Annotated in this window: 19 protein-coding genes and 4 pseudogenes; 10 read left to right on the forward strand and 13 right to left on the reverse strand. The window is 43.8% G+C overall.

The genetic code is table 11. The annotated features are described in order from the left end of the window. Positions 1-170 precede the first annotated feature (170 nt). From JCM14108_RS04745 to JCM14108_RS04755, 4 genes and pseudogenes are all read right to left on the reverse strand, one after another. On the reverse strand, positions 171-674 hold the full coding sequence (locus JCM14108_RS04745) for an NAD(P)-dependent oxidoreductase (RefSeq protein ID WP_237745714.1): 504 nt from the start codon (positions 672-674) through the stop codon (positions 171-173). Continuing rightward, positions 671-823, reverse strand: a complete 153-nt coding sequence (locus tag JCM14108_RS16200) for an NAD(P)H-binding protein (RefSeq protein WP_237745715.1) — start codon at positions 821-823, stop codon at positions 671-673. The genes JCM14108_RS04745 and JCM14108_RS16200 overlap by 4 nt, the downstream gene beginning before the upstream one ends. A gap of 167 nt (positions 824-990) precedes the next feature. Further along, positions 991-3,249 (reverse strand): glycoside hydrolase family 65 protein, encoded by a 2,259-nt coding sequence (locus JCM14108_RS04750; RefSeq protein ID WP_035178795.1) that lies wholly within the window; start codon positions 3,247-3,249, stop codon positions 991-993. 21 nt (positions 3,250-3,270) lie between these two features. Beyond that, positions 3,271-4,628: pseudogene (locus JCM14108_RS04755) on the reverse strand (SLC45 family MFS transporter). Positions 4,629-5,079: 451 nt separating this feature from the next. Between JCM14108_RS04755 and scrK the strand changes: the two are divergent. The 5 genes and pseudogenes from scrK to JCM14108_RS04780 all read left to right on the forward strand — a co-directional run bounded on the left by scrK (position 5,080) and on the right by JCM14108_RS04780 (position 9,641). After that, positions 5,080-5,954 (forward strand): annotated as a pseudogene (gene scrK, locus JCM14108_RS04760) (fructokinase ScrK). Between the two features lie 63 nt (positions 5,955-6,017). Beyond that, on the forward strand, positions 6,018-7,019 hold the full coding sequence (locus tag JCM14108_RS04765) for a zinc-dependent alcohol dehydrogenase family protein (RefSeq protein WP_035178798.1): 1,002 nt from the start codon (positions 6,018-6,020) through the stop codon (positions 7,017-7,019). 5 nt (positions 7,020-7,024) lie between these two features. Further along, positions 7,025-7,792 carry a DUF6198 family protein gene (locus JCM14108_RS04770; protein WP_035178800.1) on the forward strand — a complete coding sequence of 256 codons (768 nt, stop codon included), beginning with the start codon at positions 7,025-7,027 and terminating at the stop codon, positions 7,790-7,792. A 28-nt stretch (positions 7,793-7,820) separates the two neighbouring features. Then, entirely contained in the window at positions 7,821-8,210 is a 390-nt protein-coding gene (locus tag JCM14108_RS04775; RefSeq protein ID WP_035178802.1) for a VOC family protein, read from the forward strand. Between the two features lie 86 nt (positions 8,211-8,296). Further along, a pseudogene (locus JCM14108_RS04780) lies at positions 8,297-9,641 on the forward strand (glucose-6-phosphate isomerase). 99 nt (positions 9,642-9,740) lie between these two features. On the opposite strand, the gene JCM14108_RS04785 reads toward JCM14108_RS04780, so the two are convergent. Continuing rightward, positions 9,741-10,343: a TMEM175 family protein gene (locus tag JCM14108_RS04785; RefSeq protein ID WP_235807181.1), complete on the reverse strand. Its 603-nt coding sequence runs from the start codon at positions 10,341-10,343 to the stop codon at positions 9,741-9,743. A 1-nt stretch (position 10,344) separates the two neighbouring features. Next, positions 10,345-10,815: an RrF2 family transcriptional regulator gene (locus tag JCM14108_RS04790; RefSeq protein WP_035178805.1), complete on the reverse strand. Its 471-nt coding sequence runs from the start codon at positions 10,813-10,815 to the stop codon at positions 10,345-10,347. Between the two features lie 121 nt (positions 10,816-10,936). Between JCM14108_RS04790 and JCM14108_RS04795 the strand changes: the two genes are divergently transcribed. Next, positions 10,937-11,608, forward strand: a complete 672-nt coding sequence (locus tag JCM14108_RS04795) for an acyl-ACP thioesterase domain-containing protein (RefSeq protein WP_035178808.1) — start codon at positions 10,937-10,939, stop codon at positions 11,606-11,608. Between the two features lie 82 nt (positions 11,609-11,690). Here the strand turns inward: JCM14108_RS04795 and JCM14108_RS04800 are convergent. Beyond that, positions 11,691-13,060, reverse strand: a pseudogene (locus JCM14108_RS04800) (MFS transporter). Positions 13,061-13,126: 66 nt separating this feature from the next. Then, complete coding sequence (locus tag JCM14108_RS04805) at positions 13,127-14,092, reverse strand: LacI family DNA-binding transcriptional regulator (protein WP_035178810.1); 966 nt, start codon at positions 14,090-14,092, stop codon at positions 13,127-13,129. Between the two features lie 152 nt (positions 14,093-14,244). Between JCM14108_RS04805 and JCM14108_RS04810 the strand changes: the two genes are divergently transcribed. Continuing rightward, positions 14,245-14,793 carry a hypothetical protein gene (locus tag JCM14108_RS04810; protein WP_035178812.1) on the forward strand — a complete coding sequence of 183 codons (549 nt, stop codon included), beginning with the start codon at positions 14,245-14,247 and terminating at the stop codon, positions 14,791-14,793. A 136-nt stretch (positions 14,794-14,929) separates the two neighbouring features. Here the strand turns inward: JCM14108_RS04810 and JCM14108_RS04815 are convergent, their stop codons facing one another. From JCM14108_RS04815 to JCM14108_RS15120, 5 genes are all read right to left on the reverse strand, one after another. Continuing rightward, a complete protein-coding gene (locus JCM14108_RS04815) occupies positions 14,930-16,258 on the reverse strand; it encodes a C1 family peptidase (protein ID WP_035178815.1) in 1,329 nt (442 codons plus the stop codon). 145 nt (positions 16,259-16,403) lie between these two features. Then, entirely contained in the window at positions 16,404-16,916 is a 513-nt protein-coding gene (locus JCM14108_RS04820) for an ECF transporter S component (protein ID WP_035178818.1), read from the reverse strand. Between the two features lie 4 nt (positions 16,917-16,920). Next, on the reverse strand, positions 16,921-17,505 hold the full coding sequence (locus JCM14108_RS04825; protein ID WP_035178820.1) for a TIGR01440 family protein: 585 nt from the start codon (positions 17,503-17,505) through the stop codon (positions 16,921-16,923). Between the two features lie 2 nt (positions 17,506-17,507). Beyond that, positions 17,508-17,879, reverse strand: a complete 372-nt coding sequence (locus JCM14108_RS15115; protein ID WP_369385525.1) for a bifunctional hydroxymethylpyrimidine kinase/phosphomethylpyrimidine kinase — start codon at positions 17,877-17,879, stop codon at positions 17,508-17,510. After that, entirely contained in the window at positions 17,873-18,370 is a 498-nt protein-coding gene (locus tag JCM14108_RS15120) for a bifunctional hydroxymethylpyrimidine kinase/phosphomethylpyrimidine kinase (RefSeq protein ID WP_237745716.1), read from the reverse strand. The genes JCM14108_RS15115 and JCM14108_RS15120 overlap by 7 nt, the downstream gene beginning before the upstream one ends. Before the next feature lie 189 nt (positions 18,371-18,559). On the opposite strand from JCM14108_RS15120, the gene JCM14108_RS04835 reads away from it, so the two are divergent. The 3 genes from JCM14108_RS04835 to tnpA all read left to right on the forward strand — a co-directional run bounded on the left by JCM14108_RS04835 (position 18,560) and on the right by tnpA (position 22,479). Continuing rightward, a complete protein-coding gene (locus tag JCM14108_RS04835; protein WP_035178823.1) occupies positions 18,560-19,231 on the forward strand; it encodes a YoaK family protein in 672 nt (223 codons plus the stop codon). 850 nt (positions 19,232-20,081) lie between these two features. Further along, entirely contained in the window at positions 20,082-21,212 is a 1,131-nt protein-coding gene (locus JCM14108_RS04840) for a vitamin B12 independent methionine synthase (protein ID WP_035178825.1), read from the forward strand. Positions 21,213-22,050: 838 nt separating this feature from the next. After that, on the forward strand, positions 22,051-22,479 hold the full coding sequence (gene tnpA, locus JCM14108_RS04850; protein WP_035178856.1) for an IS200/IS605 family transposase: 429 nt from the start codon (positions 22,051-22,053) through the stop codon (positions 22,477-22,479). The last annotated feature ends 8 nt before the right edge of the window (positions 22,480-22,487 follow it).

The following is a 22,487-nucleotide window of genomic DNA, read 5'->3' on the forward strand; positions in this document are numbered from 1 at the left end:
AAAATTATTTGTATGTTTTTTTAACGTTTTAAATCAGGCAACGTTTATGTTACTATTATATGTCATCTCACAAAAAATTCATTTTAATTTAAAAAAGTGGGTCACCACCTCTTGGCAATGCCAAATCAAATGGTAACCCACTCTTTATATCGGTCTGATAGTTCGAAATGTTACTTGTTAACCACCGTAAACCGTTCATTTTGATGCGTTGGGTGAACAATCTCGTCAACAATTACTTTGCCAACGGTCCCGGAAGTGACTTCTGATTTACCGGCTTCATTTCTTAAAAGGTCATTATGGCCCAACTCATAGGGAGCCAGCTCTCCCGGCACAAAATTGGAACTTGGAGAGATGGCAACCCAGTTGGCGGCTTTTACACTGGTTAAAAACGCATACTCTTCTGATTGCGCCCGTGGTGTCGCGATGAATTGTTCTTTATTCGGCAGTCCCTCAAGTCGGTCGATTAATCGGCGGCCGCCGCCAATATTGAGGCTGGCCGCGCCCAAGATAAAGAACAGTCGCGGCTTATCGCTTCCCTTCACCAAATCCACCAAATGTTTGGCAAGGGCTACGTGTTGAGATGCTTCACTCGGGTCATGACCGGGTGAAAAAGCATCAACGACGACATCCAAATCGTCAACATCCGACTTTTGAATGTCAAATACGTCAATCACCCGATAATCAACCTGGTCGCCAAATAAGCCTTGGCCTTCGCCTCATTTCGAACAAACGCTCGAACAGTTAATCCCTGGTTAAGCGCTTCTTTTGTAATAGCACTGCCGGCCATTCCGGTCGCGCCAATAACACCGATTGTAAGTGACATAAGAATCCCTCCATTAACTAAACGACATTAAAAGGTAATCCCACATAATCCTCATCAACTACTTTAAGTATCCGATATTCAAATAGTCAGGTCAATTGATTCGACACCCCAATCATGATTTCCCAAAATAAAAAAGAACCGGCAATTACCGATCCTTCTTCAGACCATTATTTGGTTAATTTTAAAGGTTTGCCGGCAACATCAATCGTAATCGGTTCACCATCAATTAATTTAAACTGCGCACCGTCTTGGTCCACGTCGACCTCAATCAAGCGGCCCCGAAAGACTTGGCGGAACGAATAGCGCTGCCACTTTTTCGGCAGAAATGGCGCGTAATGCAGCTGACCGTCACGAACCCGCATACCGGCAAATCCTTGAACGACTGCCAACCAGCCGCCGGTCATAGCCGTGACGTGCAAGCCGTCGTCAGTGTCGTTGTTGTAATTGTCCAAATCCAGCCGGGCTGTTCGTTCATACAATTCAACTGCCTTATCCTCGTAATGTAAATCAGCCGCAAGGACCGAATGAATAGATGCTGACAGGCTGGATTCATGAACCGTCAGTGGCTCATAGAAGTCAAAGTTGGCTTTCTTCTGCGCCGGCGTGAAATCATCAATAAAGTCCCAAATTCCCTGTAGGACGTCTCCTTGCTTGATATAAGGTGACCGTAAGATCTTATCCCATGACCAGTGCTGATTAATCGGCAGCTGATCAGCAGGAATTGCCGAAACCGGCTGAATATCCTTATCCAAAAAGCCATCTTGCTGAACAAAAATATTCAACGCTTTGTCGTAAGGCAGATACATCCGCTCTACGATATCCTGCCAGTGCTTCTTCTCGTCATCGCTGACCGCCAATTTTTCGGCCTGCGCCGGTGAAACTTTCTTCAAAACCGACAGCGTGTATTTTAAGGTCCACTGGGCCAAGAGATTGGTGTACCAGTTGTTGTCAACGTTATTTTCATATTCGTCCGGTCCGGTTACGCCGTGCAGCATGTACTTCTGCTTGCGCTGGCTGAAGTGAACCCGGTCCGCCCAGAAACGGGAAATCTCCGTCAGGACTTTGGAACCTTCGTTAAGGACGTAGGAGGTATCACCGGTATAACGGGTATAATTATAAATTGCAAACGCAATATCCCCGTTTCGGTGAATTTCTTCAAACGTGATTTCCCATTCATTATGACATTCAATTCCGTCAAACGTCACCATTGGGAACAGTGCGCCGGCAAGGCCCTGCTGTTTGGCATTATGGTAGGCGCCGGCTAGTTGCTTGTAGCGATACATCAGTAAATTGCGGGTTACTTTCGGATCGGTAATGCCAAGATAAACCGGTACCGCGAAGGCTTCGGTATCCCAATAGGTCGCACCACCGTATTTCTCACCGGTAAAGCCCTTGGGACCAATATTTAACCGGGCGTCTTCCCCATAATAAGTTGAAAACAGTTCAAACATGTTGAAGCGAATTCCCTGTTGGGCGGCAGTATCGCCTGCAATTTCAATATCTGATTTATTCCAACGTTCCGCCCAAATTTGAGTGTGGGCATTAAGCAGCTCATCATAGGTCTTTTCCGCTGTCTGATCACTCAGCCGATGCATGGCAGCTATCAGCTTATCAGTGGACTGGTAATCCCGTGAAGTCACGACAATCACCCGTTTCTCAAGTTGGGCACTTTGTCCGGCTGCCAACTCCCCTACAAACTCATTAACAACCTCGTTATCGTTTGGCTGACTTACCGAAACGTTTTTTAAATCGGAAACGTGACGCATTTCCATACCGGAAGTAAATCGGGGTGTGCCAAACGGATTCGGTGTCGTTTCAGCAACCACACTACCGGAATCTGGTTTCTGATTAGTGGAAACCACTTGCCAAAAACGTTCATCATAGTTTGCGTCTTCGTTTCTAACGTCGGCATCAATTGCCGAATCAACCGTAACCATTACTTTATCGGTACCGACGTTTTTTACTGTCAATTGTTGTGCTGATAACGCCTGTTGGGCAACACTCAGGAACCGTTCAAAAGTAACGGCAACTTGGGCAGCTCCCTTAGTCACCGTATATGATCGGGTCAACACGGCCCGCTTCATATCAAGATCCAGGCTAAAATCACTGATTTGATCTTTCGCCAGGTCTACCTGTTCGCCGTTGATTCGAATTGGCATTTTAATAAAGTTGACCGCATTGACAACCTTACCGAAATATTCCGGATAACCGTTTTTCCACCAGCCAACCCGGGTTTTATCTGGATACCAGACCCCACCCAGATAGATGCCGGGCAAGCTGTCACCACTATAATTTTCTTCAAAGAACCCCCGCATGCCCATATAGCCATTTCCAAGACTGGTCATTGATTCCTGCAGTCGTTTGTCCTGGGGATTAAATTCATGGGTCACAATATGCCATGGCTGAACGTCAAAAATTCTCTTCATTTGCAATTGATCCTTTCTTAATTAAGCTTTATAAGTTTCTTTAATCAAGCCAACGGATAATGCCCCGATTGCCATAATGATGCCGGCCAGCAGGAACATGTTTTCCTGAGCATTGCCCAATAGCGGGAACAAAGCAAAGCTGGCCAATGAAGCAACAATCTGCGGCAGACAGATGGAACCATTGAATAAGCCGAGGTAAGTTCCATGTGTTCACCGGACAAAGCGTTGGTGATCATCGTCAATGGATAGGTGTTCATTGCTGCCCAAGCCATCCCGACCAAGGTAAATGACATAATCAACACAGACTGGGAATGAATAAAGAAGACTGACAGAAAGCCGACAGCTCCCAGTCCGAGACTGAGGGCATAACCTAATTTGTGGTGATCGTTAGGCACCTTCGCCAATACATATGACCAAACCACCGCCGCAATCGATTGAACAGCGGCTAAAACACCGTACCAGTTACCGGCTGCCTGATAACCGGTTGAAGCGGCGTTGGTAGTATGCCAAACATTATGGGCAATTGCCCCGGCTGAGTAAGTCCAAAGGTATTGGAAGGCAACCCAGCAGAAGAATTGAACCAGTGTAACGGTCCAGAATACTTTTGGTGCCTTCTTTAAAAGGGCAAACCAATTGCCGCCCGTTGTGTTGGCTTCTTCCGAAATCCCGTGATACTTGGCATAGGTTGCCGGATCGTATTCATGCACCTTAAAAATAGTCAATAAACTCGTCAGCAGCAGGATAGCCGCGCCAACATAAAATGAGATAACGACTGATTGGGGCACAACCCCCTTCTTGGCGGTATTGGCAATTCCAAGCGCCGTAAACAAAAACGGAAAGATGGCCGCAATTACCGCCCCACCGTTTGACAGAAAACTTTGAATCCCGTAGGCATAACTCTTTTGATCGTCATTTACCATATCGCCAACCATCATCTTAAACGGCTGCATGGCAATATTTGACGAAACATCCAGTAAGGCCACGGTCACGGCACCAAACAACAGCGCGGTAATCGACGCATAACCGAAACCAAAACTACCGGAATTTGGCAGCAGGCACATCACGATAATCGCAATCAATGTTCCCAATGCCAGATAAGGCAGCCGACGGCCCCCGAGCTTTGGTGCCCAGGTTCGATCCGAATAGTAACCGATAATTGGTTGAACAATCAAGCCGGCCAGTGGCGGTAAGATGAAGAACCACCCCAGCTTATTGGGATCCGCTCCAATCGTTTGAAAAATCCGACTCATCTGCGAGCTCTGCAGCGTAAAGGCCATTTGGACTCCCAAGAAACCAAAGTTGATCATCCAAATAGTGCTGGCAGGAAGCTTGGGTAGCCCAGACTTCCTGGTTGCTGCTTCTGCACTTCGTTCCTCCATGTTTATTCCTCCATATCTTCGCCCTTGAATAATTAATAATTGCTTTAACGATGATATTATGACACCGTTTTCGAATTAATGCAACCGGTTGCACAACTCTTTTTGATGATAATAACGCTTTCATGCTGTTATATAAGCGATGGTAGCGATTAATAAAGATTGTGAAATATTTTTTCATAGCGTTTTCAATTTTGCGGTAAAATAAAAACTAAAAACAGTAAACAACGTTTATTTACCGGCCAAAGTTGGCTTAGAAAAAAATTTACAAAAAAAGTTTTTGGCTATTTTTTCACTTTGATTTGCCCATGGTCTAGACCTTAATAAGTTTAATGAAAATAAGACTCCTAAAAATCAAATTTATTTTCATTTACATATAGAAAAATTGTGTTATATTGAATCATGATTCACAAGGGAATCACTTCGAGGATTAAATTAAAGGTGGTGACAATTAATGTTACTTGGAAGTATTGAAGCTGGCGGTACCAAATTTGTTTGTGCCGTCGGTAATGAAGACTATCGAATTATTGACAGTGTCCACATTAAAACCACGACGCCGGAAGAGACCCTTCAAAAAACAGTCGATTACTTTAAGCAGTTTAAAGATCTGCAGGCAATCGCCGTTTCATCATTTGGGCCCATCGAACTTCGTAAGAATTCACCAAAGTATGGGTACATTACCAACACCCCCAAAAAGGTTGGGCCAATACAGACTTTGTCGGTCGCTTAAAACAGGATTTTGATTTACCGATTTCCTGGACAACCGACGTTAACGGTTCGGCCTACGGTGAATACGTCATGGCAACCCTCTTCAACGAAAAGATCGATTCATTGGTTTACTTTACGATTGGAACCGGTGTTGGTGCCGGCGAAATCGTCAACGGTCACTTTATCGGTGATATTGGCCATCCGGAAGTCGGTCACGTTCGTTTGAAGCGTCATCCAGATGACTTGGACTTCAAGGGGATTTGTCCATATCACGGGGATTGTCTGGAAGGTTTGGTCAGCGGACCAACATTTGAGGCCCGGACTGGTAAAAAGGGTCAAGATATCCCGCTTACCGATCACGTTTGGGACATTATGGCCTTCTATGTTGCTCAGGCCGCCATTCAAGAAACGCTGTTGTTCCGACCTGCCAAAATTGTCTTTGGCGGTGGTGTTGTCAGCGAACCGTTCTTAAAGAAAGTTCGGGCTCAATTCAAAGAGTTGTTGAACAACTATGTAGATGTTGGCGACTTGGATAAATATATCGTCATGCCACTGGTTAAAAACAACGGCTCGGCAACTGTCGGCGACTTTGCTTTAGCAGTTGAAGAACTTAACAAATAATTTTTTTACTGAAAAACACAAACGTTTGTGTTAGCGCTTTACATTCTAAAGGAGACTATATTCATGAAAGCACTTGTATTTACTGATATCAAAAAGATGGAAATTGAAGACATCAATACACCTAAAATCAAGCCTAACGAAGTTTTAATCAATACCGCCTATGCAGGTATTTGCGGTACTGACCACGCTTTATACAACGGCTTACCAGGTTCTGCCGATGCCGTTCCACCAATCGTTTTCGGTCACGAAAACTCAGGAATTGTCGCTGAGGTCGGTGCCAACGTTACCAACGTTAAAGTTGGCGACCGAGTAACTGTTGACCCTAATATCTACTGTGGCCAATGCTTCTACTGCCACACTGACCGGCCGGAACTTTGCGAAAACCTGTCAGCCGTTGGTGTTACCCGTAACGGTGGTTTGGAAAAATCATTTACCGCACCGGCAACTGTTGTTTATCCAATTCCAGACAGCGTTTCATTAAAAGCTGCCGCAACGGTTGAACCAATTTCTTGTGCCGTTCACGGTATCAAATTACTTCACTTAACCCCTTACCAACGCGCACTGGTTATCGGTGATGGTTTCATGGGTCAACTATTTGCCCAAATTTTACAGGCATATGGCGTTCACCAAGTTGACCTTGCCGGTATTAATGATGAAAAATTAAAGCGCAACAAAGACAAATTCGGTGTTCAAAACACTTACAACACCACACGTGAAGAAATTCCCGCCAATTATGATGTTGTCATTGAAGCTGTTGGTTTACCACAAACCCAGGAACAAGCCGTTGAAGCTACTCGTAAGGGTGCCCAAGTCTTAATGTTTGGTGTTGGTAAGCCGGATGCCCACTTTGAAATGAACACTTACGAAGTTTACCAAAAGCAATTAACTGTTCAGGGATCATTTATCAACCCGAACTCATTTGAGGATTCAATTGCCTTACTGCAAAGCGGCAAGTTAGACGTTGAGTCATTAATCAGTGACGAATTATCACTTGACCAAGTTGAAGGTGTGCTTCAAGGCAAGACCAAGATTGCCTCAAAAGCGGTTGTTAAAGTAGGTGACTAGTTAACATGTTAAATAACGAGGAGGCCAACATGAACGAATCCGAAGTCTTAAACGGCCGAACAATTTCGATGACGACATCGATTGTATACTTTATTATTTCTCTGGTAATTAACTCCGCCGGAAACGTGCTGACACTTGTAACCAGTGCCAAGATTCACCCCTCCTATTTGGGATCGGCTTATTGGACAGCCGCTGAAGCCAACCTGAGTGTTGCCTTTGGCTGGAACCTGTTTTGGGCCTTTCTGATTTTAGGAGTTGTTATTACCATTTTGAATGCTATCCTGGTTGGTCACTGGAGCTGGCGACGAGCACTTGGAAACTTAATCTTCATGGTTCCCTTCTCCGCGTTAATTCAAATCTTCGAAGATTTCTTTATCGGCAAGTACTCCTTTTTCAAGGGATTACCAGCCGCAAATTCTACCGGAATGATTATCTTCTACATTCTGCTCAACTTCTTCGGTGTTGCGCTAATCGGAACAGCCATTTCAATCTATCAGCGGGTTAACCTGGTACTGCACCCGGCCGATGATTTAATGCAGATTCTGCGTTTCAAGTACTTTAAGGGAAATGCCAATATTGCCATGTGGGCTTCCTACATTCCACCTACAATTATGGCGATTGTGGCATTCATCATTACCAGACAATTTACCAACTTTGGTATCGGAACTATCTTTGCCTTCCTTTTCCAAGGCGGGATTACCGGAATTGCCGATGCAAAGGTCTTCCCTGGCTTAAAGCATCAAGCACTGGATGTTGGTAAAACGGAAGAATAGTTTAGATTAGTCTGAAAGGAAGCTTATCATGGCAATTAAAGATGACATTACAGGAATTCAACACGTTGGGATTCCGTCAAAAGATTTAGACAAGACCATTGCTTTTTACGAATCACTCGGCTTTGAACAGGCCGGCTTGTTCCACAACGGTGAAAACCGCTGTGCTTTCATGAGATTCGGTAATTTAACGATTGAAACATGGGAAGGCGACCCAGTTGCTATGAAGGCCGGCGCAATCAACCATATTTCTCTGAACACACCGGATGTTGAAAAAGCATTTGCTGATGCCAAGGCACAAGACCTTGAATTGGTTGACAAAGAAATTCAATCAATCCCTTCTTTCTGGGAAAAGGGCATTCGTTACTTCAATATTCTTGGTCCCAACCAAGAAACCATTGAATTCTGCCAAATTCTGTAGTTAAAAAAATATTTTGAGCATTAAGCGTTTAATTTAATGATACTATTAAGTTAAGCGCTTATGTTTTCAGAGGAGGATATAAAACAGTGGCACATATTTCATTTGACAGTTCAAAATTATCGAAGTTCGTCCATGACAACGAATTGGGCGAAATGCAGGCAATGGTTAACGCTGCCGACGCGGAAGTTCGCCAAGCACCGGTGCCGGTAGTGATTTCCGGGATTGGCTGACGTTGCCAAAGGATTATGATAAGGCTGAATTTGACCGCATCAAACAGGCCGCCAAGAAGATTCAAAGCGATTCTAAAGTTCTTGTGGTTATCGGAATCGGCGGTTCGTATCTGGGCGCCAAGATGGCCGTTGATTTTCTCAACGATACCTTCTTCAATTATTTGCCGGATGACCAGCGGAAATTCCCACAGGTCTTCTTTGCCGGTAATTCATTAAGCCCATCGTACGTGTATGATCTGCTGCACCTGATTGGTGACCGGGACTTCTCCGTTAACGTCATTTCCAAGTCCGGAACCACCACGGAACCATCGATTGCCTTTCGGATTTTCAAAGACAAGCTAGTGCAAAAATACGGTGCCGAGGGTGCTAAGGAGCGGATTTACGCGACAACCGATAAAGCTCACGGGGCTTTGCGTCAGGAAGCCGATGCCAACGGCTATGAAACCTTCATCATCCCGGATGGTGTCGGTGGCCGTTACTCCGTGCTTACTCCGGTTGGCCTACTGCCAATCGCCGTATCAGGTGCCAGCATCGATGACTTGATGAAGGGGGCTGCCGATGCGGCCGACGCCTACACCGACCCTGATTTGACCAAGAATGAAGCTTATCAATACGCGGCTTATCGTAATATCTTATACCGTAAGGGCTATACGACCGAATTATTGGAAAACTACGAACCCAACATGCAGTATCTGGCTGAATGGTGGAAGCAGTTGATGGGTGAATCCGAAGGTAAGGATCAAAAAGGCATCTACCGTCATCAGCCAACTTCACTACCGACCTGCATTCACTGGGCCAATACATTCAGGAAGGCTTGCGTAACCTGATGGAAACGGTTGTCAAAGTGGATCACCCTAATCATGATGAGGATATCCCCAAGGAAAAGGACAACCTGGACGGCTTGAAGTACCTGGAAGGCAAAACCATGGACTTTGCCAATACCAAAGCCTTTGAAGGCGTCGTCTTAGCCCACACCGACGGCAACGTACCGAATATGAGTGTTCATATTCCAGACCAGACGCCTTACACATTGGGTTATCTGATCTACTTCTTTGAAATTGCCGTGGCGATTTCCGGTTACCTGAATGGGATCAATCCATTCAACCAACCCGGGGTTGAAGCTTATAAGACCAACATGTTTGCGTTGTTGGGTAAGCCCGGCTACGAAAAATTAGGCAAGGAATTAAACGAACGACTTTAATTACTCAATTTAAATTCAACATCTAAAAAACGACTGGTGTCAACTCAATCTTGGAGTTGCACCAGTCGTTTTAGTGTCCCAAACTGACTTTTTTGCGTCTTATTTTGATTGTCGTTCCAAGTAAAATCGAATTCCCCTAGTAATCAGTACCCTGGATAAAATCCCCAGGGCAATCGCAGCCGGCAGGAACTTTGGTATCAATAAACTAACGAATATGTAGACAATGCTGATGGCAACCATCACTTTAACCGAGCGAAACTCTTCTACATCGTGTTCGATTATCCTTTGGCCGTCATGACGATTCTGCTCAATGACCAGATGAAAAAGCCATAACTGTGAAACATTCACAATAAACATCAGAATGGCAAAACCAATTGCACTTTCACTGGAAATAAAGCTGCTACTCAGCCAGGTTGTCGCAAATGGGATCAGACAAATCGGACACAGATAATAGATATTGGCAATCATGATTTTGAAAGTTGTTGTTTTTAACGTTGTAAACAATTCTTGATGCAGTACCCAATATTGAGCAACTACTCCAAAACTAATCAGGTAGGACAATAACTGCATCATCAGCCGCTGAATTTCATAGTCGGAAATATTTGCCATGGGCGCTTTAATGTCCAGCACCATAATGGTTAAAACAACCGCAAACACCCCGTCAGAGATTGCTGCCATCCTGGATTTGGAATTTTTAAACATGTCAATCATCCCCTACTTGATTCCAATCAATTGGCTGTCTGTGAGTGCCATCCGGATTAATCAGTAAGGTCCCTAAGTTTTCCTTTTTTAATCCGGACTTAAATTGCGTTTCCGCTCTGCCAATCTGGTCAAAAATCTTTTCTTCCTGTACTTCCACAAACTGACCATCAAAGAAAACCTGCCTGGCGATGCCGGTTGGCTTAATGAGAGGAGACGATCCTTCAATAGCATTGTAAATATCGAGAAGCGTCATCCGATTAATATCATAGCAGAGAGAAAAGCCACCCCCCTTACCAGCCTCAGAGCTAATCAGACCGCCTACTACCATTTGGTGCAACACCTTCTTTAGATACGAATCTGAAACACCCAACCGATTACTGATGACAGCACTTCTTAATGGCATATGATTCTTACTTAACGCCAACATTAATAAAATGCAGACTGCCTGTTCAAAACTACTTTTTAATTTCAAAATGACTATTGTCCCTTCCTGAAAGTTTACAGCCTATAGACATTTCCTATCTATAGATGTATATTATCGATGTATCTACTTAAAATCAAGTTTAAAGAGTCATTCATAACACTAATAGAAGGTGAGCCCATTGTTTAAAATTAAAAGTCACATTCACTTATCCGATGTTGGTCAGGACGCCAAAATACGATTGGGAAATCTAGTTGATAAATTTCAAAATGCCGGTTGGATGCATTTCCAAGAACTTCAAAAACAATTACCCAGCATAGATCCCCATCTGCTTTACTTTGTTGTTTCACATAAAATTAATATTCATAAAGTCCCTTTGCTTAATAAACCGATTATCTTGCAATCATTTGTCACAGATACAAATCGATTTAAAATAACCCGTTTGGTTGAAATCCGCAATACCGCAAAGAAATTAATTGCCAGCCAAATTGAAGACGCCTTTATTGTCAATAAGTTAACTGGTAAAATTGCCAAGCTGCCGGAAAATTACCCTACTCATTTAATGGTAGACGATCTCAAGAAATTAACTTTTCACCGTGATAAGATCGATGCACCGGCAAGCGAACACCAGACCCAGTCAAGTTTTCGGGTGTTACCGCGAGATATTGATAATTATGGACATATGAACAACGCCCGATACTTAGATCTCATTACTGAACATCCTGATCATATTGAAGCGGTTTCTATCAATTATCTTTATCCGGCAAAATTGGATATGGAATTCGAGTACTTACGAACACAAGTGAATCACTCCGTCTTTTATACTGTTCGTAATGGCAACTAGATAATGTCCGAGATTAAATTAGCCCTTAAATAATCTAAAGCACGCTGCCGGTTGCTTAAAGCAATCACAGCGTGTTTCTTAATTAAGTCCGATATTTTTTTCTTAAAACAATCCCAAGCAAAATAATCGCGATTAATATTAATCCCAGCGAAAAAGCATAGGCATAGTGCATACCAAATACAAACCAGTCGGGATGCATATCCGGATAAGTCGTCATTCGCTGACCAGCTTTTAAACTAATGCCATGATATAGTAACGACGTCGCCAAAGCCAGGCCCATCGACATCCCCAGATTCCGTCCCAAGGCCGCAATGGAACCGGCAATTCCTTGAAACTCCGGTGCCGCGTTACCCATAATCATCGGGTTGTTCTGAAAGGCACCATTTGCACAGCCAAACAGCGCTAAGCCGATAATCAGCCAAAGAAGTGACCACTGTGGCGTTATCAGAATAAAGATTACTTCCGGCACAATAAAAATAAATAACGCGATAAACGACACTTTTTCCGCGCCGATATGATCGAAAAGTGTCCCGCCAGCCGGGGCGCTGAAGATATTAACCACCGGCACGGCCATCAATATCAACCCCGCAATACCAGACGATAATAATAGCCGGTCCTGCAGATAAAACGGCATGATAACATTATTAAAGTAGCCACACATGTAGACCAGCATAGCCGACAGAATACCAAAACTGAACCCCAGATTTTGAAAAATTCGCAAATTAATCAGTGGGTCGGTCTGGCTGCGTTCTACCAAGACAAAGACTGCCAAGAATGCCAGTGTTACTATGGCTAATCCCAGAATCTTCCAGTGACCAAAACCAATCATCTGTCCCCAAAAGATCATCACAAAAAAGCTGAGAATCATACCGGCATAGGTTAGAAATCCAACCGCATCAATTTTGGGCCATCCCCGCACCGGTTTAGGTCGAGGGAAAAAATGGTGCCCCAGGAAAAAGGCAACAATGCCGATTGGTACGTTCACAAAAAAGATATAGTGCCAGTTGGCAAAGCTTAAAATCAAGCCACCAACACCGGGGCCGGCAATGTTGCGACTTGGACAAAGGAACTGTTAACGCCCAGTGCCAAACCATGCCGGTTCAACGGAAAAATGTCGGTAATAATACCAAAGTTAGTCGCCATTGTCATCGAAGCCCCAAGTGCCTGCACCGCCCTGGCAGCTAAAATTGTCGGCAAATTAACGCTAAGTCCACAAGCCAGCGACCCAAGGACAAAAATTATCGTGCCAATTTGAAAAAGCCGAACTCTCCCCAGCTGATCCGACAGCCTACCAAAGAAAATCAGCAGAATACAAATCAACACCAGGTATACCGATACAATCCATTCCGCCTGGTTATTGGGAATGCGAAGGTCCCGGGAAATTTTAGGGACTGCAATGTTGACGATGCTGGCATCGATCGTTGACATGAAGGACACAATCGATGTCGACATCAAAAGCACCCATTGATTTTGTCGCTGCACGCCGACACCTCCCTGCTTAAAGATATTTTAAAGTACTCAATTAAAAAAGCTGTGCGCCACAATCGTATGCTTAACCCGAGCGCTGCCTGTTTCTTTTTCAAACAGTAGTTGAACAGCCGCCTGGCCCATTTCGGCGGGGTGTAGATCGACTGAATGAAAGTGCTGATCGATTAATTCATTTGGCAACGAGTTGTTATAACCCACAACGTTAATTTCTTTATTGGGATAAAGTGTCTTAAACCGTCGATATAGTTTCAAGCCCGTATAATCGTCCGTTGCCACCACCCCGTCGATTTGCGGATGATCTTTAATGAATTGATCCAACGCAGTGTTATCCTGATCGGGAACCGAAAAAATAACTGGTTTGCGATCGGTTTGCGATATTTCTCGAAGATACCCTTCCCGCCGATCCAATTCATAAGGCCAGCCATTCGGCGATTCTGCGAAAATCGGGTGTTCAGCGTGATAGTTGTTCAGTAACAGTCGGGTCCCATCAGCACCAGCCTTCACGTTATTATTATCGACATAGGGCCACTTTTGACCGGCTGCCGGCTTTCCGACCGTCACAAAGTCAACCGGTTGGTGCCGTAACAGTTCAATCACTGGGTCATTGATATGAGAATACAGTAAAATAAACCGCTTGATTTGTGCCCGGGTAATCATGGATTTCACGTTTTCAAGAACCTGCTCGGTTGAATTACCGATTGCAACCGAAAGCACATAATTTCTGGAAGTCAGCTCTTCGTTAATGCCGCGCAATAAGCCAACGTAAAAAATATTATCAATCACCCGATTATTAACGGGAAAAACAACTCCAACTGCATTAGCTTCTCGATTCGTCAGATTCCTGGCATTGTAGTTGGGCTGATACCCCATTTCCGAAGCAATTCTTTTCACCCGTTTGCGGGTTCGAATACTAATCCGCTGATTATCATTAAGTGCCCGAGAGACGGTGGAAACCGATAATCCCATCTTCTTGGCAATGTCCCGAATGGTTGCCATAACTATCTTCCTATCTACATTATTAATCATTCGCTTCAATATTTCTAAATTGCGAACGTGTTAAGATTTCGTTTCTTTTATTAATATTCGAACATACGACTAGATTTTGCAAGTGTTGTGTGATAATTTCATCATATGAGGTGATAACGAATATGGAAAAGAGCAAATCATTAGCTGTTATTTTGATGGCAACCGCGGGGCTGGGGCTTGTTTTGGCCGGTTGCGGCAAATCCAGCCAAAAAGGGGCTAACCCCAGCAGTAAGACTAGTATGCAAAACGCGACCAAGGGTAAAACCGCGAAGCAAGCCCTGGTTTCCAACGACAATCTTTGGTATATGAACGGTGCGATCAATGCCAAAAGCAAGACCGGCATTGACGCTTACAAATTTGATAAGCGCAACCATACGGTTACAATTTACAGTGTCAGCAAAATGTATAAAACTTATAAGGATGCCAAAAAGGCTAATGATTTGGCTAAACAAGGCACGTTAAAATATACTTTTAAAAATGATTCGGCTACAAATCCCATTATTTATATGAAGGGTAAGCTTTCAGATATTCCAATGGATCAAACCGTGACCGTCAAAAGCAAGGTTACCGGTAAATATCATGCTGGCAATCTAAACGTTGCCGGGTTCAAAGTCGTTCGAAACTTGGATAATGATGATGCCACCCAAGTATTGGTAACACCGGGAAATTAATAGCATCATTGTTCAAGAGTGGGACGAAAGGCGGTTAACTTCCAGAATATAATCGCGATTACACAAAAGGGCTGGGAAAAATTTTCCCCAGTCTTTTTGTCGTTATTGCTTTTAACTTTAAGTTCCCTTATCAAAATTATGCCAATGAATCCCAAGCGGGCAATTCAACAGGTGCTGTTTTAAGAAGCTTTTGCTGCTCCGCCGTTAAATATTGTTTGTGGACAACAACCTCATAAACATAATCGTTCATCCAACTGTCAGCCATTGTAAAGTAACCCTTGTTGCCGTACTTGTCACCCCAGGAATTCTCAACCTTCCATTTGGTAGGCTGTCCCTGATCGTCCAAATCAACCCCGGCGAGGGTCATGGCATGGGAGACTTCAGCCTGGTGATATTCCAGCCGCTTGGCCTTATCCATTTCCAAGTTAACGTCAAACAATTCGGAATATCGATAAAGATGACTGTCTAAATAGCCCTTCTTGCGGTCCATTTGCTCCAACACATCATTTCCGAACCAAACCGTTTCGCCATCTTTTAACTGCGCCACAGTGGCTTTCTTCAGCGTTGCCATTGGTAGATTCAAGAATTGGATCTGTTTGCCGCCAATCACGTTGTTTTGACTTGGTAGCGAATATAGCCGATCAAAGTCCTTATCCGGCGAATTGGCAATCACCACGTAATCGTCCAAATCGACGTCAAAATATTGCTTGTAAAATTGCTGCGGTGTTAGGCCCTTAATACGGTGATACTTCTTGTCATCATCCCGATAGGCAAAATCAACCGTTGTCGGCGGCTCACCAAATGAATAGGCTACCATCCGATAGACTTCACGCAACATCTTGTTGCGGGCAGCTTGAATGTCACCATCGGCTTTACCGGCACGCACCATCTCTCGCAGCTGCATGCCATCAAGCCGCAGTTTTCGATTCATCACCGTATCCAGTGCGCCGGTGTTTTCAACGTTGCTGGTTTCCGGATAGTCACTTACCGGCACAACCCCGTACTTTTGAACCAACGCGGCTGCCATTGCCCATTGACCACCATCGCTACCGGGCATACTCAGATAGTAGGTTACCTCCCGATCATCGGCTGGTCGATCGGCAGTCGCAATCATACGACTGTAATAAATATTAGCCCGTTCGATTCGATCCCAAAAGAATAAGTATTTTTGTGATAGATTAAAATCCTTCACTTTGTATTTTTTGGCAAATCCATGCCGCAACGTATTAACCAAAGAGAATAACCAACAGCGCCCGCTTTGCTTTTGATTGGTTACCGTTCCGGTCTGCAGGTCAACCGAAAAAACCGGATCAAGCCGGACTTGCGCATCCGGATCCTGAGCGGCTTGGTTAATCCCGTTTTGAGTTATAATTCGCGAAAGAATGTCACTCTTGGGTGCGTTCTTAAAATCCTGATGAAGTTGTTCAAGATCTTGTTTTCCCAACTCATTTTCTAATTCAGCCATTTTATAAAACCCCCGATCAAAAATTACGATTGTTAATATTGTAGTGCTTTTATAGCTATCCAGCAATCACCTCATGAATTGTTTCAATTTTAATCAAGCTGAAAAAATCGGCAGCCTAACCGCGACTGCCGACCAATGATTAATTTTAACGATGGATCCGTTTCCGTAAGAACGGTGTGACAACCAATGCAATCACCGCACCGACCAATCCCTGGATTGTATTGGTAAAAATCCCCAGGAAGCCGGCCGAAATGGTGTAAAGAATGGTATCCGCAAAGAAATAGCCAACAACCATAACCACGGCGGCAATTAGAACCGCAATAACGTCAACTGATTTCTTGGCGCCTCGGTTCTTAATCCAACCGGCAATCAGGCCTTCAAGTCCGTGAACAATGAATGAAAAAATAGCATAGTTACTATATCCGGAAAGAATATCCAATAAAAAGCCGCTTAAAGCCCCCACGGTACCGCCGACTTTGGGTCCCAGCAGCAACGCACTGATTAAGATGCCGCCGTCACATAAATTAATATTACCGTGAGTGCCGGGAATTGGAATCGGTGGAATACCAATACTGACTGCCAAAGTAACGGCGACAAACATTGCCGTCAAAATAACCGTTTTAAATTGGGTTCGCTGATTAACTTGTTTATTATCCAAAACTTTAACTCCTTTCTAAAAGTTGGTCTTGGGTGTTTTTCTCACTAAATGTATATTGCGCCCGCTGACCACCAATTAATTTTGGTCTTGATGATAAGCATACCACATTTGCTGCCCCGACTTTCCGGTGATTCAGCCGGATTGGAATCTGGACGAACTTAACATGCATGCCGATCTCAGTACCGCCGATATCAATACCGCCAAACGCGGTAATGTGTTCCACCTCCACCGGATCAGTCATTCGCTGATAGGCGGCCACCTGCGTACCACCGCCGGCATGAATTGCGGGGACGACCGAGACAATTTCCAAATCGTGCTTTTCGGCAACTGATCGCTCAACCAATAAAGCCCGATTAATGTGTTCACAGCCCTGAATGGCCATGTGAATGCCCCTGGGTGTCAAAAAATCCATCAGCGTTTCCACAACCGCCGTTCCAACATCCAACCGGGAATCGGTTCCTTTCCAGTTGCCACTGATTTCACTGGTACTACAGCCCACAACAAAGATGCCGTTTTTAGGAAAGGTGACTTTATCAAAATATTCTGTCAAAACATCGCTTAAGTCTTGTCTAATTGTCGCTAACGTCATGCCTAAAACTCCCCTCTCTTCTGACCCAAAGTAAATTTGGTCACAGCATTCAGCGTTTTGGTTAAATTCAAACCGTATTTTCGGCGATTTGACGCCAACTGAGCCGTTTGGGACACTGCTTCGTAGGTTCCGGAAACCGCCCGTTGAACTGCACTTTCAAACGTCATACCGAAAACTAGGTAACCGGTCATTAACGCTGAAAACAAATCGCCCGTGCCATAAAAATGACCGGTAACAAACGGCGAACCGTTCCAGACCAGCCGGCCATTACGGGTAAAGCACGATCCCATGCCGGCATCTCGGCGAACACCGGTTACGACTACTCGGGGATGGTTGGTCAGTGTTTCATCAAGTGTCGTGAGTGCCGCTAAAATCGCCTTATCTGAGGATGTCGCGTCAGCTTCGTATTGGTCAGTAAGCCCAGTTCAGTAACGTTGGGCGTTATTACCGTCGCGGTTGCTAATAGTTTTTTAACTGCCGCCAGATATTCGCTGTCAAAACCGGCATACATCTTTCCCTGGTCCCCCAAAACCGGATCAATGACAACGGGGGCCATATTGGAACGGCGCAATAAATTGGTTAACAACGTTACTGTCGCGATATTGCCAACATAGCCGACCAAAGCCGCGTTAAGGTTTAAATCAGAAATCGCCTGCCAATGACGCATGGCTTGCTCAATCCAATCATCCGTTTTAAAAATAGCCGGCCGACCAAAGCCTTCCGTTTGGGTAGACAAGACCTCTGTCGGCATCGCTGCCGTTTGAAGTCCAAATCCCGAAAAAACTGAAATTGCCGCCGTCATCGACAGCCGACCCACTGCCGAAAAATCTTCGGCAACTAAAATACTCGGTTCGTAAATGATCATCAGCCCCTTGTCTGGTTACTGCCCACTATTGTACCGCAGAATCCCCTGAAATTAATATTGCCCACATAAAATGTAATATTTTCTCACGAAAAGCCCTTTTATTATATCAACTTTCCACAGAAAGTGAGAAAATATACTCATCTTTTAATTTTTATGTGCGATCTGATCGCCAAAAGGGGCAATTCAACTATGGAATTTTCAACCAAAAACAGTTTAACGACACTACTGCAAACTTTCATCATGGGCGCCATCGATGCCTACACGTTTCAAAACTTCGACGGGTCGTTCGTCAGTGCCCAAACCGGTAACCTGGTGGTTTTCGCTTACGAATTGGCATCAAAGGGCTGGCAGGTTGCCTATATCCGGGTGCCGGTTTTAGTAGGTTTCCTGCTGGGCGCGTTTATTTCTCAAGCCTGCAAACACTTGAAGCTGCGTACCAGCCGCCGTTTCTCCGCTTTCCTATTATTAAGTCTTGTCTTTCTCGGCCTGCTTTACGCCGCTATGTTCACAGCTATCAACAACTTAACCATGCTCTTTTCACTCGGCCTGTTTTCCGGATACGAGCTCACCGTCTTCAATAAAATCGGTGGTACCAGTGTTAATAACGGAATCATGACCGGAAATCTAAAGAACTTTGCCAACAATGTCTACGAAGCCGTCTTCAGTCAAGACCATGATGCCTTGATTAAAGCCGGTCACTTTCTCAGTGGAATTGGCATGTTTGTCTTGGGGATCATGTTTAGTACTTATTTTCTAAAGGCCACCGGCACCAACGTCTTTCTATGTGCGTTATTAATCAACGCCGTCCTGTTGGCAATTGTCACCTTTACAAAGGAAAAGCCACCGTTGAATCACCAGTAAAAAGCAATCCAATACTCTCCACGTGATTAATCACTATGGTACTTTCCTGGTTAACTTATTAAAATTGAACCACGTCCCAAATAATTTAAATAATGCCTTTTGAGCTAAGTTATAGTGACAATCTCCTCTTTTCAAAAATCACAGTCCATCCGCTTGCACTTAACGTTAATCAAGCGCAAAATGTAATCGATATTTGGGTTGGGATGATGTTTTGTTCATTTTAGCAAGGGGGCTTTCCCATTGAACATAAGAAAACTATTGTTGTTAATATCAGGCACTTTTCTAGTGCTCACCATTGGCGTTGCTATTTACGATTGCATCACTCAAAATTACACTGCTTTGCTGCCAATGTATACGCACAACTCACCGCAGGGATTATTCTCATGGCTGATTTTCCTAACACTGGTGCCCTTCGGAATCTCAAGAATGTATCGTCACCCGGATAAGAAGACGAAGCATTAATCCAGCAGCTGGTCCTTGATTGACTTTTCCCTTCATTTAGTTTATCCTAGATTAAAATTTGATTAGTCTACGAAATTAAAAAGACCAGGAGAAGAGTAAGCGTTAATTGCATAAAAGAGAGCCCCGCCGGTGAGAAGGGGTATGCATGCCACGTTGAAGATGAGCTCTGTTAAGTCGTCGTTTTGTTCACGCAGAACAATCGGTAGGAACCGTTAACTTCCCGGGTATCAATCGGTACCGTTGAGGCATTATTTGTGAGAATAATGTAAATAAGGGTGGTAACGCGAGCATTCGTCCCTTGTTTGTCTAAATGACAAGCAGGGAACGGATGCTTTTTTCGTAGATTAAACTTTGTTTGATTCAAATATCACTTAGGAGGATGTTAACCATGACAGATACAGCAACCAGAATTAAATTTCCATACCGTTACGATGTAGTAGGAAGTTTGCTTAGAACCCAGGCTTTAAAAGACGCCCATGAAGAATTTAAGAAAGGCAACATCTCTGCTGACCAATTAAAACAGGTTCAACACGATGAAACCCGCAAGATCGTAAAAAGCCAAGTTGACTTAGGCTTAAAAGACGTTACGGATGGTGAATTCAACCGCTCCTGGTGGCATTTGGATTTCCTGTGGGGACTCACCGGCGTTGGCCACTACGACTATCATCAAAGCTACAAGTTTCACGGTAGCAAGACTCGAACCGATAATGCAGATCTAATTGGTCGAATCGCTTATAATCCAAACCATCCCTTCTTTGACAGCTTCAAATTCTTAAAGTCAATCACACCGGCGGACGTTACCCCGAAGCAAACGATTCCATCACCTTCCATGCTCTTCAGAGATAATCGAAGTGATAACTGGTCAAAATTCTATCCATCATGGGACGCCTACTTAAATGATTTGGCAGCTGCCTACCACCAAACAATCCAACACTTTTACGAACTCGGCTGTCGTTACATTCAATTAGACGATACTACCTGGGCGTTTTTGATCACCAAACTAAATGAAACAGCTAACGACCAAGCCGAACACAAACGTTACGTTCAAATGGCCGAAGACGCGGTTCGGGTAATTAATCAATTACTCGAAGGACTGCCAAAAGACCTGACTGTTACAACCCATATCTGTCGAGGAAACTTCAAATCGACTTACCTGTTCTCCGGCAGCTACGATGACGTTGCCGACTATCTGGGGCAATTACATTACGACGGTCTCTTCTTGGAATATGATAACCAGCGTTCCGGCAGCTTTGCACCACTCGACCGGATTTGGAATGGTGATCAGCACAAGCGGATTGTCCTTGGCCTGATTACCTCAAAGTCTCCCGAATTAGAAGATGAGAATCAGGTTATTGACCGAATTAAAGAAGCCGCAGAAAAAGTCCCATTAGAAAATCTGGCACTTTCAACCCAGTGTGGCTTTGCGTCAACCGAAGAAGGCAATAAGCTAACCGAAGCACAGCAATGGGATAAGCTACGACTGGTTAAGCGAATCGCTGAAAAAGTCTGGGACGTTTAAAACAACCACTTGAAATCAAAAAATAATCAAATCAACAGGGCACCCCGCAAAACAGCAATTGCCGTTTTATGGAGTGCCCCGTTTTTAATCAGCGATAATTTCCCCGGTTTTCGGTTTCCGGTTCTCACCTTTCATCAGTCAAAATACTGTTTAACTTTTTACCAGCTCTTGAAACCAACCTGTCAATTCAGTAACATGCACTTGCATTGTTTACAAAGCTAGGTTTATATCAAGACCCAAATCAAAAGAAAGTGTGACTTTAAAGTACAGCTAATTCTGTACGACATGCTTTGCGTATTGGCAGTACTTACACTTCCGGTAGCTTACTTAAAAATGGGGCTTGTCAATCAAATTCAATTCTATTTGATTACCATTGGAATTTTAGAGTTATGGTATAGCGAAACTTTTAATTTTAACTTTTCCACGGAAAACCGGCTCTATCAGTCAGTCAAAACTTTTAGAATTATTGCCTTGGCATCTTTACTGGTAAGTTTTGCTGGTTCATTACTCGTGAATTTTTACAATTATTGACTTTTGAGTCAGATACAAGCCCGAATTTAACTTAGGACAAGTATGTCGTTATCTGAATATTCCTGCCAACAATCGTTAAATCAAAATTTAGTTGGTTTTACTAACCAATATTTAACACTATTGAGATATGTCCACTTATCTTTTCCAACTTTATGATATAGGGCAAGAAAACACGATCTTTTAAGAACGTGATGAATTGCCTCCCCTCTTGGAGTCCACGGACGCTTGTCTTGATTAATTGTCAAAAAAACGCCATCTTTCTAAATTCGTGCATATGGTTACACTTAAATATGATATAATAATTGGTATGAAAGATACAAATAGACTAACGTATGGTAGAACATCAGTGTACAATCTAAATTACCATCTCATATGGGGAACTAAGTACCGTAACAAGGTTTTAACGGGACATGTTGAGGAGGTCTTCAAACGTTTGGTTAATGAAATCGCCGATCAATACGGTTTTAAAATCGCCCATCTGGAAATTGGTAAAGATGATCATGTTCACCTACTGGTTAGTGCACCGCCTAAATTATCAGTAACAAATATTGTCCGCTGGTTAAAAGGCATTACCGCTTTTCAACTGTTCCGACAATGTCCGGAGTTACAGACTCACTATTGGAAACAAAAGAATCGTCACTTATGGTCACCTAGTTACTACGTTGAAAGCATTGGTACGGTCAATGAACAGGCGGTAGCTAAGTATATTGATGATCAGCGCAAACGCGAAAAATAATGAGAGGA

The organism is Lentilactobacillus farraginis DSM 18382 = JCM 14108 (assembly GCF_000583655.1).
Classification (GTDB): domain Bacteria; phylum Bacillota; class Bacilli; order Lactobacillales; family Lactobacillaceae; genus Lentilactobacillus; species Lentilactobacillus farraginis.

What these genes read in the sequence shown, in the direction of transcription:
- JCM14108_RS04815 (WP_035178815.1), bottom strand. Translation starts at nt 16,258, where the DNA reads ATGGCTGAATTAGAAAATGAGTTGGGAAAACAAGATCTTGAACAACTT.
- JCM14108_RS04810 (WP_035178812.1), top strand. Translation starts at nt 14,245, where the DNA reads ATGGAAAAGAGCAAATCATTAGCTGTTATTTTGATGGCAACCGCGGGG.
- JCM14108_RS04765 (WP_035178798.1), top strand. Translation starts at nt 6,018, where the DNA reads ATGAAAGCACTTGTATTTACTGATATCAAAAAGATGGAAATTGAAGAC.
- JCM14108_RS04835 (WP_035178823.1), top strand. Translation starts at nt 18,560, where the DNA reads ATGGAATTTTCAACCAAAAACAGTTTAACGACACTACTGCAAACTTTC.
- JCM14108_RS04840 (WP_035178825.1), top strand. Translation starts at nt 20,082, where the DNA reads ATGACAGATACAGCAACCAGAATTAAATTTCCATACCGTTACGATGTA.
- JCM14108_RS04775 (WP_035178802.1), top strand. Translation starts at nt 7,821, where the DNA reads ATGGCAATTAAAGATGACATTACAGGAATTCAACACGTTGGGATTCCG.
- JCM14108_RS04805 (WP_035178810.1), bottom strand. Translation starts at nt 14,092, where the DNA reads ATGGCAACCATTCGGGACATTGCCAAGAAGATGGGATTATCGGTTTCC.
- JCM14108_RS04825 (WP_035178820.1), bottom strand. Translation starts at nt 17,505, where the DNA reads ATGACGTTAGCGACAATTAGACAAGACTTAAGCGATGTTTTGACAGAA.
- JCM14108_RS15120 (WP_237745716.1), bottom strand. Translation starts at nt 18,370, where the DNA reads ATGATCATTTACGAACCGAGTATTTTAGTTGCCGAAGATTTTTCGGCA.
- JCM14108_RS04750 (WP_035178795.1), bottom strand. Translation starts at nt 3,249, where the DNA reads ATGAAGAGAATTTTTGACGTTCAGCCATGGCATATTGTGACCCATGAA.
- JCM14108_RS04770 (WP_035178800.1), top strand. Translation starts at nt 7,025, where the DNA reads ATGTTAAATAACGAGGAGGCCAACATGAACGAATCCGAAGTCTTAAAC.
- tnpA (WP_035178856.1), top strand. Translation starts at nt 22,051, where the DNA reads ATGAAAGATACAAATAGACTAACGTATGGTAGAACATCAGTGTACAAT.
- JCM14108_RS16200 (WP_237745715.1), bottom strand. Translation starts at nt 823, where the DNA reads ATGTCACTTACAATCGGTGTTATTGGCGCGACCGGAATGGCCGGCAGT.
- JCM14108_RS04785 (WP_235807181.1), bottom strand. Translation starts at nt 10,343, where the DNA reads ATGTTTAAAAATTCCAAATCCAGGATGGCAGCAATCTCTGACGGGGTG.